Raw genomic sequence first — 13,549 nt, forward strand, 5'->3', positions numbered from 1 at the left:
CTTCCCTTCCGGCTGATCCTCCGAATAAATGGGTTATAATAGTGCTTATGTAAATAAGAGGTGCTAAAACTATAGGAACATGTTCATTTGTACGAATAGAATTAATTATTTGATTTGTTCCAGTAGAGTCGTTCATATGAAACAATTTATAAAGTGCTGCTATTGCAATTCCGCCAATTGGTAAAAATAATATTATCCAGTTGTTTGCCATTCGAAATTCTGTTACTTTTTCAACGCTTATGTGAAATGATGTTCCGATAATTCCTCCAATAAGTCCTGTTATGGTCGCTAAAAAGACCCACCTTAAAAAAGTTCTTACATAATTTTTTGCCGATTTAATTTTTGCTTTATATAATTCCAATTTTTTGCTCCTATTATTTATTAGTAATAATGTACCGAAAATTATTGTATCACAATTTAAATATTTGTCAAAAAAAATAAAAATTTAGGAGCATTGTTATGTCTAAAAAAGTAAATATACTGCTGGTAAAAATTGATTTAATTAATATCTTAATATATTTCATTTAATTCTAATCTTATTTTAATATAATGCTAAAACAAGATTAATTCGATAGCTGTATATTGTTGCTATATTAAAAAATAAATAAATAATTTGGAGGGTAAAATGAAAGTTACATTAGAACAAATAGATGAACTGAGAAATAGGGTAAACGTGAGTTATGAAGAAGCAAAAAGTACATTGGAGAAAAATGACGGTGATTTAATTAAATCAATAATAGAACTTGAAAAGAAAAAGGGTAGAAAAAATGAAAGCAAGGGCAATTTCACCAACTTTGCAAACAGACTTTTATCTTTGAAATTATCAGTGAAGAATAAAGAAAGTGATACCCTTATAAACATACCTTTAGCATTGGTTTTAGTTACATTTATAATGGCATTTTGGGTTGTGTTATTTGGATTTATTTTGGCCATAATAACATCTTGCAAAATTAAAATTTATAGAGATAAAAATTCAGTTAATGTAAATAGTTTAAAAAGAAACATGAAAGAAACTGTTGAAAAAATAAAAGTTAAATCAGAAGAAATAATTTCAGAAGATGAAGTGGTTCAGAATAATAGCCAAGATTCTGATGACAATGAAATAATTATTGAATAACAAAGGGACTGTTGCATTTAGCATATTTGTGTCATCCTGAGCGATAGCGAAGGATCTCATCTGTTTAAATTATGAGATTCTTCGGTTTAAGCCCTCAAAATGACACGATAATAATCACTAATGCAACAGTCCCTTTTATTATTGATTAACAACCCAAATATTTAATATTTATATATAATTAAATTGAAACGTGAATAAGATATATAATTGATACTCATTTAAATAATTGATATTTAAGATTATTAGCAGTATAATAATATAAAAACGAGGTGTGCTATGGATAAAAAGAAAATTCTAATAGTTGAAGATGAACATAAAATAGCACGATTTTTGGAATTGGAACTAAAATATGAAGGATACGATGTTGATATAGCAAACAATGGAAGAGATGGGCTCGAAAAAGGCAAATTACCTGATGTGGATTTGATAATTCTGGATTTGATGCTTCCCGGCTTAAGCGGAATAGAGGTTTGCAGAAGGTTAAGACAAACATCGGAAGTTCCAGTTATAATGCTTACTGCTAAAGATGATATATCAGACAAAGTAACAGGTCTTGATATTGGTGCAGATGACTATATGACTAAGCCATTTGCTGTAGAAGAACTTTTAGCGCGTATCAGGGTGCTTCTGAAAAGGAAAAACATTAATAAGGACAAAGATGAAGCTTTATTGTTGGAAATAGGGAAGCTGAAACTTTCAAAGAACAATTACAAAGTAGAATATGACAATGAACACATCGATTTAACAAAAAAAGAATTTGAATTGTTGGAATTTATGATGATTAATAAAAACATTGTGTTAACCAGAGAAAAAATATTAGATAAAGTTTGGGGATATGATTATTTTGGGGATACAAATATTATTGATGTTTACATAAGATATTTAAGAAGCAAAATTGATCAAAAATACAATGTTAATTTTATTGAAACAGTCAGAGGTGTGGGCTATATAATACGCGATTAAAGGATTCCTTATGATAAAATCTATAGTTAAAGCAATAATTTATATACTTCTTTATCCTTTTAAATTAACAGCAACTTTTTTTATAAATATTTTTAAAAGATTTAAATTTTCTATTGCTTTTAAAATTTCAACATCCTATTTTTTTATTTATATTGTAATCATGTTGATAGTTGCATTAATAACTTCTGCAGGTTATTTAATATTTGAATTTGAAAAATTTGAAAATGATACAATTGCAGATGATATTAGTGAAATTGAAAGTGCGTTCCCTGATTTGAGCAATATTGATTACAAAATCGAAGAAAACAGAATTAGTTCAATTGAAATTTATGATAACAATTTAAATGCAGTTTATCCGCCTAATTCACAAAAAAGGTATTCAGACAATATAATTACAATCTTAGAAAAATTATTTTACAACAGAGAATATATTTATTCATCAAGCTTTATTTACAATTATTCAACTTACTATGTAAATGTAAGCTACAATGCTATAAATTTGATAAACGATGCTGAAAGAATTATATTTTTGGTTATGATTTCAGGTGCAATAGGACTTTTTCTTTTCGTTCCCATTGTATCAGGAACAAGTTACAAACTAATCGGCCCTATTAAAAACATGACAGAAATAACAAAGACCATTACAGTTAACAACATTAATACCAGGCTAGACATAAAAGGAACACAGGATGAATTAAAAGAGCTGTCGCAAACGTTCAATGAAATGATGGATAGAATTGAAGAAGGATATAAAACACAGCAGCAATTTGTTTCTGATGCTTCTCATGAATTAAGAACACCTATTGCCGTAATAAAAGGATATGTAAATATGCTTGATAGGTGGGGTAAAAACGATAAAGCCGTTTTGGAGGAATCCATAAGTGCCATAAAAAATGAAACAGAAAGCATGCAGGATCTAATAGAAAAGCTTTTGTTCATAGCAAGGAGCGACAAAAGCACGTTGACATATACAAAAGAGGATTTCAAAATTTCCTTGATACTCAATGAAATTGAAAAAGAAACAAAAATGATAGATTCAAAACACAAACTGTATTTCAAGTTTTATGAAGATGCAAACATATACGGTGATATAAAAAGAATAAAACAAGCAATAAGAATATTAATTGATAATGCCATGAAATTTACTCCTCAGGATGGATACATTATGGTATCGAGCTTCATACAAGATGATTACTATGTAATAAAGATAGAAGATACAGGAATTGGCATTGAAAAAAAGGACTTGGAAAAAATATTTGAAAGGTTGTACCGTGCTGAACAGTCAAGGAGCAAAGAAATAGGAGGGCATGGACTTGGATTATCCATAGCTAAAATTATTGTCTTAGGTCACAAGGGTAAAATTAAAGTAAAGAGTACTCTTGGTAAGGGTTCGGAATTTTCAATATTGCTTCCTTATTTATAAATATAGTAAATAATTAATTTCATGTAATTAACATATTAATCGACAAATTATAACAAAACAAGTCAAGGAAAAATCCTTTTTAAAATAGTATAATAGCTTGTACATTAAATAGAAGGGATTTGGTAAGAGTGAATTTAGAATTTGTTGAATCAGGTCAAGTTGTGACAATCAAGTTAAAAGGCGATTTAGACCATCACAGTGCAGATGAAACAAGAGTTATAATTGATGAAAAAATTAAAGACGAAAGATACAATAAAATAGTAATAGATTTAAAAGGTCTTGATTTCATTGACAGCTCAGGTATTGGGTTTGTAATAGGACGTTACAAAGTTTTTAGAAAGCGCAATGGAGTCATTGAGATAGTAAATGCAAGCAAAAAAGTCAGAAAAATTCTTGACATGAGCGGTATAGGTAAAATTATTAACATTAAATAGGGGGATAAGATGCAAAATAATTACGTATATATTAAAATACCAAGCTATTCTACAAATGAATCCTTTGCAAGAGCGGCAGTTGCAGCATTCTGTTCCAGTTTAAATCCAACTATTGAGGAAATATCCGATATAAAAACTGCTGTTTCGGAAGCGGTTACAAATGCAATTATTCATGGTTATGAAAATAGTGTAGGAGAAATAGAAATTCAGTGCAGACTCAAGGGTCAGATGGTTGAAATTATAATCGAGGATTTCGGATGTGGAATAGTAAATGTAGAAATGGCTAAAGAACCATTATTTACAACAAAACCGGAATTGGAACGCTCAGGCATGGGATTTGCTGTTATGGAGACATTTATGGACGAGCTTGTGGTTTTATCAGAAAAAGATGTGGGAACAAAAGTAATAATGAGAAAAACAATAAGTTCAAAAAAATAATATATTATAAAAAAGTTTATTAATTTAAAGGTCTTAGCCATATTATTATATGGTTAAGATTTTTTAGTTTTAATAAGTAAATGTATTCTTTAAAATTACTTATATTAACAACATAAAATTCTTTTTTTTATTTCAAGAGAAAATTTAGAAGCAATTAATTTTAGAATGCTGTAATTTTAAATAATTAAGTTCGCAAATCACTGATAAAATTTAACAGTTAATATTAAAAAAGGTACTTATAGTGATTTTTTTTAGTATTCAAAAATAAATTTTGTAAATAATACTTATGAGGTGATTTATATGAAAAAAAAGATATTTTTATTAGTAATATTATTGGGCATTAGTTTTACAGCTATTTATTTTGGAAACAGCATTGATAGATCAATAAAAAAAATACCTGAAAGTGCAATTTTATTATAGGGGGAAATATGAAATATAATAAAAATAATTATAAGCAAATTGTAGATGAATTTACACCAAAAAATAAAATATTGAAAAACTGTTTTTTTGCATTTATTTTTGGAGGAGCAATTTGTCTTTTAGGTGAAATAATTAAAAATATGTTTATATCAGGTTTCAGCGTAAGTGAAGAAGATGCAGGGTCAATGGCTTCTGTAGTTTTAGTAGCATTGAGTGCAATACTTACTGGAATTGGATGGTATGATAAATTGGGAAAATACGGAGGAGCAGGAACGGTTGTTCCAATAACAGGTTTTGCTAATTCTGTAGTATCGCCTGCACTGGAATATAAAAGAGAGGGATATATTTTGGGAACAGCTGCCAATATATTTAAATTAGCAGGACCTGTATTGGTCTTTGGTTATTTAACTTCGTTTATAGCTGGATTGTTGAGTCTTGTTTTATAATTTTAAGATAATAGGCAAATGTTTTAATGTAAGGATGGTAATAAGTTGAAAAAGATTGGCAAACAAACATTTAAAATAAAAGATGATGTATTTATAAGAGATGTATATACAATAGTTGGAGCTAAAGAAGGAGAAGGTCCGCTGAAAGATAAGTTTGATATGATTGTAAATGATGACTTGTGGGGAGAAGACTCCTGGGAAAAATGTGAATTAAAATTTCAAAAAACTGCAGTAGAAAAATTGATGGAGAGGAATAAATTAGAAAAAAGTAATATTGATCTATTGATTTCAGGAGATTTGTTAAATCAAATAACATCTTCTTCTTTTGCAGCAAGAGATTTGCAGTTACCATATATAGGAGTGTACGGAGCATGTTCAACCATGGCTTTGACAATGGGTTTAGGTTCGTTGATTATCGACGGAGGATTCGCCGAAAACATTATATGTGTTACCTCTAGTAATTTCTGCAGTGCAGAAAGACAATACAGATTACCTCTTGAAATGGGAGGGCAAAGACATATGTCAGCGCAGTGGACTGTGACAGGCTCAGGAGCTGTATGGCTTTCAAATAAAGGAAGTGGCCCTAGAGTTAAAAATGTGACTTTTGGAAAAATAACTGATTTAGGTGTTAAAGATGCTAACAATATGGGGGCGGCAATGGCTCCGGCTGCATATGATTCAATAAAGCAACACATGATGGATACCGGAGTGAATTATGATTTAATAACGACAGGAGATTTAGGTACTGTCGGCAAAGGTATCGTAAATAAAATGTTTATTGAAGATAAAATGAGCATACAAGATAAATATGATGACTGCGGCACAATTATTTTTGATATAGAAAAACAAGATGTACACGCTGGGGGAAGCGGCTGTGGCTGTTCAGCAACCGTATTTGGATCATTTTTATTCAAGAAATTGCTAAATAATGAAATAAATAAACTCTTGTTTACATCTACAGGAGCACTTCATTCTCCAACAGCAACATTGCAGGGAGAAAGTATACCTGGTATTGCCCATTGTATTGGAATTGAAAATTGAGGAGATTGTATGAATTATTTAATGAGTTTTGTAGTAGGGGGGATTATATGTGTTATCGGTCAAATTATTATTGATACATTCAAGAAAAACAATGCTTACTTGTTGGTTTTTTTAGTTGTATCTGGTGCTATTCTAGGTTATTTTGGTATATATGATAAATTAATTGAAATAGCTTATTCAGGTGCTACTGTACCACTTTTAGGGTTTGGTAATACTCTTGCAAAGGGTGCTATTGAAGAAGCTGCGTCAAAAGGATTTATGGGTGCATTAAGCGGAGGTGTTATTAGGACGGCACCAGGTGTTGCTGCAGCACTGTTATTTGGTTACATAGTTGCTGTGGTTTTTAATCCAAAAGGCAATAAATAATTACAAAAATAAAAATAGTTTAGGCTCCAATTGAAGCCTAAACTATTTTTGTTTTAATTTGAAATTGACTCTATTATATCGTCTATTGGAACTTCATCAGAATCTTGAGTATTTTCTATTACATCATTAATTATATCTTCTAATGCGCCACCGTTACCATTTCCGTTCTCATTGTTCTCTTGGTCATTGTCATTATCTTGATTTTGATTGTTTAACCACTGGTCATAATGCCATTTCGTGTGGTAAGTGCAAGTTTTAGTTGGTATCTGGTATTTGTAATCTTCAGTCAAAAGACCTGTATAATTCAAATCAGAAATTGCTATTCCTAAAACGTGTGTTATTTGGCCGTTTTCGTCAAAAGTAACTTGGCCTAAATAAATTTGTTGCAATTCATCTGATGAAAAAGTGACTTTGTCTTCTAATATTTGCTGATAAAGTTTTTTAGCTTCATAATTTTCAGATTTGGCTTCGGGATCATACAAAGGATTTCTTAAAACAAATACTCTCTCTTCAATTAAATCGCCGGGACAATATGCAGATTTCAATAAATTTGAACTTGTGCACACTTCAGCTTTGACATGTACGTCGCATGTTTCTGTAGGCTGAGTTCCAGGAATAAAATATTCAGTGATTATTTGACTTCCTCTTTGGTCTTGAGAACATAGGTCAGAAGGTAGTTTTCCTGACTGTGCACATACCTGGACAGGTATTAAATTTGGATTCAATTCAAATTTTGCAGGAGCCAAGCCTTCATGAATAGGTGTCATTATTCCGCTCCACAGCCTTGCGTTGGCGCCGCTGTCACCAGAAAGTTTCATTTGTACGTTGTCATTTCCAACCCAAATTCCTCCAACATAGTATGGCGAAAAGCCAACATACCAAAAATCTCCACAAGCCTGAGTCGTTCCGGTTTTACCAGCTACTTCAATACCCATTTGAGCCGGTAATTTTGCTCTGTATGAAAGTCCCTGACTGACGGTAGTCCTTAAAATATCTTTCATTAATGAAGCAACTTCAGGGCTTACAACCACATGAGTTTCGGGAATTTTCTCTAAAATAGTTTCGCCTTTGCTGTTCACAACTTTTGTATAAGAAATAGGTTCAATATAAATTCCGTCGTTTGCTATTGCACCATAAGCGGCAGTCATTGCCAAAGGAGTAAATCCTTTTGTTAATCCTCCCAAGGCAAGAGATGCTAAATTTACATCGTTGTATGCATTATTTTCTGCAGGTGATATAAATGAATCATTTTCAGGATTTTTAGAATCAATTAATCCAAGTTTTGAGAGTGAATCAACCGATGCATCTGTTCCTATGGTTTCAAGCATAGTAACTGCATTTGTATTTATTGATTGTTCTATTGATTTACGAAGAGTGGTTATACCCCAGTATTTAATATCTTTGTACTCATACCAGTTCTTAGGCCATCTTTCATTGTTTTCATTGTATTTTGGCAAATCATCTAAAATATAAGCTGCTGAATATCCAAGATCAAGAGCAGGAAGGTAAACAGATAAAGGCTTTATAGTAGAGCCTGGTTGTCTTGTAGCATCTGCGGCACGATTAAATGTCTTGCTTCCTTCGATATCTCTTCCGCCAATCATAGCTTTTATTTTTCCTGTTCTGTAATCCATGATTACAGTTGCTGATTGGGGCTGAACAATACCATCTTCCTGGAAGAAGAAATATCCAGCCGGAATTTTTAGTATATTATCACTTCCAATATCAAACATTTCAGGATTTTTATCTAAATAACTTTTTTGTATTTTGAAACTACCTTTAGTTCCTTTTTTCTCAATTACTTCATAGTTGTTACCGACATTAAGTGCTCCTATATTGTGAGAAACAAAATTTAGCTTATCATCAACTGTGTAAGCATCTACTATATCGATTGTTGCAGCGTATATATCAAATTTTTTTGAGCTGATTACTAAGTTTCCGCTTTCTTCAAAGCTGTATTCATCCGGATTCAAATAAACACTGTTGTTTTCATCCATTATATTTTCTTTAGCGTAGTAAATAAGCTGGCCATTTTCATCTAAAATGTTTAGTCCCGAATCAAGGGAGCCAGTTCCCTGTCCATCTGCCCATTTAAAATATCTCCAGTCTTGTGCAACAGGTTTATCTCCCGTAGGTGTTGCTCCCAAGAACAGGGTGGAAAAATTAGCATAAGAATTTTCCAGTGACTTTTGCATTGCAACATCAATAGTTGTAGTAATTGTCAAGCCGCCTTTATATATGTAGTTTTCTGCTTCTTCATAAGACATGCTTTGTGTTGTCATTAAATCTTCAACAACTTTTTCTTTGACATAATCCATTGATGTCGAAGATATTCCTTCTATTTTTGTTTGCCCTGGCTTTAATGCAACATGCATATCTTCTGCCATGGCACCATCTTATTCTTCTTGATTTATAAAACCAAGATCCAGCATCCTGTCTAAAATGACATGCTGTCTGTCAATGGCATTTTGATTATATACACATGCGTATTGAACCGAGCCTATATACACATATCCAACGATATTTTCTTCAGGAATATCATTTATATCTTTTAAATCATATCGGTTGAATGGAGCGTAGTAAACAGTACTTTTTGCAGCTCCGGCAAGCAGTGCACTTTCTGCCAATGTTAATTCACTGGCTTTTTTGGAAAAATAAGTGTAAGCTGCAGTTTGAACGCCGTATGAACTTTGACCAAGAGGAATTGTGTTTAGATAATTTTCTAAAATTTGCTCTTTTGAAAGTTTTCTCTCCACTTGAATTGCAAGGTAGATTTCTTTAATTTTACGTTCCCATGATTTTTCGTTCGTGAGATATAAGTTTTTAACTAACTGTTGAGTAATTGTACTTGCACCTTGAGCTGTTGGATCACCAACTTTAACATTGTGCAATAAAGAGCCAGCAATACGCTGAATATCTATTCCAAAGTGGTCATTAAAACGATGATCCTCTATAGCTATAAAAGCATCCTGCAAATAAACAGGAATGTCATTTAATTTCACAATTTCTCTGTTTTCATTAGGATCATGTATTTGTTCAATGATATTTCCGTTTTCATCAACTATTACTGAACTTTCAGTAAGTGTTGTAAGTGCATTTGTTGGATCGATTTCAGGAGCACTTTTTACAATTCCAATAACCATCCCTGTCACTGCACCGCCCACTACAATCATGGCTATAAGAGTTAGAAGAAGTGTTATTCTAAGTGCAACCTTTATTTTCTTTTTTGTTCGCCTTTTCTTTTTATTTTTAATATTGTTGTTATCTTCGTTTTTGCTCTCTATTATTTCCAAGCTTTTTTTATTTTCTTTTGACATATAAACCTCCGTTAGAAATGCATCACTAGTATATCACAAATCAATGTAATATTGTCAAAGTTTTAAAGTTCTTACATATTATATAATAGAAAGGAAGTGAAATCAATAGTTGAAAAGTCGGAAAAGAACATTCATTAAGTTTATATTGCTTGTTATAATGTTTTTTACTCTAATTGCATACTACTATGTAGAGGTTAATATAAAACCTACCTTGGTTTCAATTTGTGAGGTGAAAGCTAAAGTAATTGCAACACAAATAATAAATGATACAGTCAGAGAAGAATTAAATAAAAACACTTTAAAGGAACAAATATTAATACCAAATTATGACAAAGAAGGACGGGTTAATATGATTAGAACGGATGCCATGGCAATGAATACCATTTCTTCCAATATAGCAAAAAATGTACAGCAAAAAATAGTTAATTTGGAAAATCAGTTTTTTTCAGTTCCGTTGTTTACAGCACTTGACAACCAGCTTCTTGCGAGCAAAGGACCGGAATTAAAGTTTACAATACTTCATCAGGGAAGCGTATTGGTTGATTTTGTTACAGAATTTGCTGAATCAGGAATAAATCAGACAAGATATAAAATATACATAACAGTCGATGTTGATATATGTGTTATAAGTCCTGTTAATACAAGCACAACTACGGTTGGAAATAATGTATTGATAGCTGAAATAGTTATAGTTGGAGATGTTCCGGACTCATATACGAATTTCCCTTATTTGTTTAAAGAACAGTAAATACTTGCAAAAACAAATTTGTGGTAGTATATTTATGTATGTACATATAGATAATAAGTATGTTAAAATTAAGTATAAATATACTCGGAGGATACATGGATAAGGAAAGATGTTTGTTAGTTGCAGTGCAATTATCATCAAACGATGCAGAAGAAAACGACATGGAGGAGCTGGGACAGCTTGTTGAAGCAGCAGATGGTGTTGTAATTTCAAGTATCATCCAAAATAGACAAGGTATAGATAACAGATATTTCGTAGGACAGGGAAAGCTGGAAGAAATTTCTAATTATGTGAAGGAACTTGAAATAGACACAGTTGTTTTCAATGATGAATTAAGCGGTTCTCAAATAAGAAATATTGAAGAACAAGTGGATGCAAAAGTTATAGACAGGACAAACCTGATACTTGATATATTTGCCAAGAGAGCAATCACAAAAGAAGGCCAGCTTCAAGTGGAGCTTGCCCAATTAAAATATAGTCTTCCAAGGCTTATAGGACTAAACAATAATCTTTCAAGGCTTGGGGGAGGAATTGGATCGAAAGGTCCAGGAGAACAAAAGCTTGAACTGGACAGGAGACGAATAAAAGAAAAAATTACAGATATACAAAACCAGCTTAATGAATTAGGAAAAGTCAGAGAAACAAAAAGAAAAAAGAGAATGAAGGATCAGGTTCCTATTATATCAATTGTCGGGTATACAAATTCAGGTAAATCAACTTTGCTGAATGCTCTTATGGAGAGTGAATACAGCGAAGAGGAAGCAGAGCTTAAAAAAGTATTTGCAAAAGACATGCTTTTTGCAACTTTGGACACAGAACTTAGAAAAGTCAGATTACCTGGCGGTAAAATAGCTGTTTTTTCGGACACAGTAGGTTTTATAAAAAAACTTCCTACACAAATAGTGGAAGCATTTAAAGGAACTTTAGAAGAAATAAAGTATGCAGATTTAATCGTTCATTTGATAGATATTAATGATGAAAATTTGCAAATACACAAAGAAACAACAACAAAACTTGTTGAAAAAATTATAGGTAAGGAAATACCTGTAATAACAGTTTATAACAAAATAGATAAAATTATAAATGATAAAATAACAACTATTCCATCAAATGATATCTTATATATATCAGCTAAAACCAAATATAATATTGATGTTCTTCTAGAGACGGTGGATTTTAAAATTAACGGAAGCAAGAGCAACTATTTCTTGAAAATTCCAAACAATGATTTAAAAAGTTACTATTGGCTATATGAAAACAGAAAGACAGAAAATGTTGAATTTGACGGTGAAGGGGTAACTTTTGAAGCTCTTATGTATGACAATGAAATTGAGCAGTATGAAAATTATATAATTGGAGTTAAGAATGAGTAATTATAAATCTATTCATAAAGTCGGAAGAGATGAAATAATTATAAACAAGTCGAAATTCATAGGTTCGGCTTCACCTGTTGCAAATGAAGAAGAAGCTCTTGAATTCATAGAAAAAATAAGAAAAGAATTCAAGGATGCGACACACAATGTTTTTGCCTACGTCATAGGAGAAAATTCAAGTATTCAAAGGTATTCGGACGATAAGGAACCATCAGGTACCGCCGGCATGCCAATAATGAATGTAATAATGCAGGAAAACTTGAAAAATGTGGTTGTTGTGGTAACAAGATATTTTGGAGGAGTTCTTCTTGGGGCAGGAGGTTTGGTCAGGGCTTACACCAAGGGGGCAAAAATAGGGCTTGAAAGCGGCATAATAATAGATAAGGAATTGTATTATGACGTGTCATTTTCTATTGATTACACACTACTTGGTAAAATGGACAATGAGCTTATGAAAAATGAATTCATTGTCAAGGATAAAGTATATGCTGGACAGGTTGTTTTTAATCTTGCAGTAAAAGAAGGAGAAACTGATAAAATCAACAATCTTATAATGGAAATAACAAGCGGAAAAGCTGAAGTATCTATTGGACAGGCGTTTTTTTATTCCATAAAGGATGGGAAAATAATAGGATAAAAATAATGCATAAATTAATGCAAAATATTTGAATTATTAAAAATTATGTGGTAAAATACGTTGTTATATTAAATGTGTAGAATAGTAAGGAGGAAACATGTCAGGTCATTCAAAATGGAAAACTATAAAAAATAAAAAAGGTAAAGCAGATGCGCAAAGAGGTAAGATTTTTACTAAGTTGGCAAGATACATTACAGTAGCTGTAAGAGAGGGCGGTCCGGATCAGAACTATAATTCATCATTGGCAACAGCAATAGAAAAAGCTAAATCACAAAATATGCCTAATGACAATATAGATAGAGCAATAAAAACAGGCTTAGCAGCAGCATCAGGCGAAAATTTCTAAACAATTACTTATGAAGGCTATGGACCAAGCGGTACAGCATTCATGGTTCAATGCTTGACAGATAATAAAAATAGAACAGCTGCTGATGTAAGACATTATTTTTCAAAGAATAACGGAAACCTTGGAACAACAGGTTGTGTAGGTTACCTGTTCAGCAGAAAGGGTATCATTGAAATTGAATTAAGCGACTCTATAGATGAAGAAGCTCTCATGATGCAAGCTTTAGAAGCAGGAGCTGAAGACTTTGAAACAGAAGATGACAGCTATGAAATTACAACAACACCTGAAGACTTCATTAAAGTATTACACGCCTTGAAAGAAGCAGGATACACTAACATTAAGGGTGATATTATTTACATCCCTGCAACTACGGTTAAAATAGAAGATGAAGAAAATGTTAAATATCTTGAAAGATTAATTGATGCATTGGACGATTGCGACGACGTTCAAGAAGTTTACCACAATTGGGAAGAGCCTGAA

The 13,549-nt window shown here is 31.8% G+C and carries 13 protein-coding genes and 2 pseudogenes; 12 read left to right on the forward strand and 3 right to left on the reverse strand.

Annotated elements, in window-relative coordinates; all coding sequences use genetic code 11:
* A pseudogene (locus SA378_RS02440) lies at positions 1-361 on the reverse strand (chloride channel protein); the annotation flags it as partial.
* A gap of 264 nt (positions 362-625) precedes the next feature.
* Between SA378_RS02440 and SA378_RS02445 the strand changes: the two are divergent.
* The 8 genes from SA378_RS02445 (at position 626) to spoVAE (ending at position 6,648) form a co-directional block, all read left to right on the forward strand.
* Positions 626-1,117, forward strand: coding sequence for a DUF4342 domain-containing protein (locus SA378_RS02445; protein ID WP_318524404.1), 492 nt, complete (start codon positions 626-628; stop codon positions 1,115-1,117).
* A gap of 276 nt (positions 1,118-1,393) precedes the next feature.
* The gene (locus SA378_RS02450) at positions 1,394-2,080 is read left to right on the forward strand and encodes a response regulator transcription factor (protein WP_318524405.1); all 687 of its coding nucleotides are present in this window, start codon (positions 1,394-1,396) and stop codon (positions 2,078-2,080) included.
* A 10-nt stretch (positions 2,081-2,090) separates the two neighbouring features.
* Entirely contained in the window at positions 2,091-3,503 is a 1,413-nt protein-coding gene (locus tag SA378_RS02455) for a HAMP domain-containing sensor histidine kinase (RefSeq protein ID WP_318524406.1), read from the forward strand.
* A gap of 128 nt (positions 3,504-3,631) precedes the next feature.
* Positions 3,632-3,937: an anti-sigma factor antagonist gene (locus SA378_RS02460; protein ID WP_318524407.1), complete on the forward strand. Its 306-nt coding sequence runs from the start codon at positions 3,632-3,634 to the stop codon at positions 3,935-3,937.
* Positions 3,938-3,946: 9 nt separating this feature from the next.
* Complete coding sequence (spoIIAB, locus tag SA378_RS02465; RefSeq protein WP_318524408.1) at positions 3,947-4,375, forward strand: anti-sigma F factor; 429 nt, start codon at positions 3,947-3,949, stop codon at positions 4,373-4,375.
* Positions 4,376-4,803: 428 nt separating this feature from the next.
* Positions 4,804-5,241 (forward strand): stage V sporulation protein AC, encoded by a 438-nt coding sequence (gene spoVAC / locus SA378_RS02470; RefSeq protein WP_318524409.1) that lies wholly within the window; start codon positions 4,804-4,806, stop codon positions 5,239-5,241.
* Between the two features lie 45 nt (positions 5,242-5,286).
* Entirely contained in the window at positions 5,287-6,282 is a 996-nt protein-coding gene (spoVAD, locus tag SA378_RS02475; protein ID WP_318524410.1) for a stage V sporulation protein AD, read from the forward strand.
* A 9-nt stretch (positions 6,283-6,291) separates the two neighbouring features.
* The gene (gene spoVAE / locus SA378_RS02480; RefSeq protein ID WP_318524411.1) at positions 6,292-6,648 is read left to right on the forward strand and encodes a stage V sporulation protein AE; all 357 of its coding nucleotides are present in this window, start codon (positions 6,292-6,294) and stop codon (positions 6,646-6,648) included.
* Between the two features lie 53 nt (positions 6,649-6,701).
* On the opposite strand, the gene SA378_RS02485 is transcribed toward spoVAE, so the two are convergent.
* On the reverse strand, positions 6,702-9,035 hold the full coding sequence (locus tag SA378_RS02485; protein ID WP_318524412.1) for a transglycosylase domain-containing protein: 2,334 nt from the start codon (positions 9,033-9,035) through the stop codon (positions 6,702-6,704).
* Between the two features lie 9 nt (positions 9,036-9,044).
* The gene (locus SA378_RS02490) at positions 9,045-9,965 is read right to left on the reverse strand and encodes a biosynthetic peptidoglycan transglycosylase (protein WP_318524413.1); all 921 of its coding nucleotides are present in this window, start codon (positions 9,963-9,965) and stop codon (positions 9,045-9,047) included.
* Between the two features lie 109 nt (positions 9,966-10,074).
* On the opposite strand from SA378_RS02490, the gene yunB reads away from it, so the two are divergent.
* The 4 genes and pseudogenes from yunB to SA378_RS02510 all read left to right on the forward strand — a co-directional run.
* Positions 10,075-10,713 (forward strand): sporulation protein YunB, encoded by a 639-nt coding sequence (gene yunB, locus SA378_RS02495; protein ID WP_318524414.1) that lies wholly within the window; start codon positions 10,075-10,077, stop codon positions 10,711-10,713.
* Between the two features lie 95 nt (positions 10,714-10,808).
* Complete coding sequence (gene hflX, locus SA378_RS02500) at positions 10,809-12,086, forward strand: GTPase HflX (protein ID WP_318524415.1); 1,278 nt, start codon at positions 10,809-10,811, stop codon at positions 12,084-12,086.
* Positions 12,079-12,723, forward strand: coding sequence for a YigZ family protein (locus SA378_RS02505; protein WP_318524416.1), 645 nt, complete (start codon positions 12,079-12,081; stop codon positions 12,721-12,723). Before hflX ends, SA378_RS02505 begins: the two co-directional genes overlap by 8 nt.
* Positions 12,724-12,820: 97 nt before the next feature.
* Positions 12,821-13,549, forward strand: a pseudogene (locus SA378_RS02510) (YebC/PmpR family DNA-binding transcriptional regulator); the annotation flags it as partial.

Source organism: Sedimentibacter sp., from assembly GCF_033447055.1.
Classification (GTDB): Bacteria; Bacillota; Clostridia; order Tissierellales; family Sedimentibacteraceae; genus Sedimentibacter.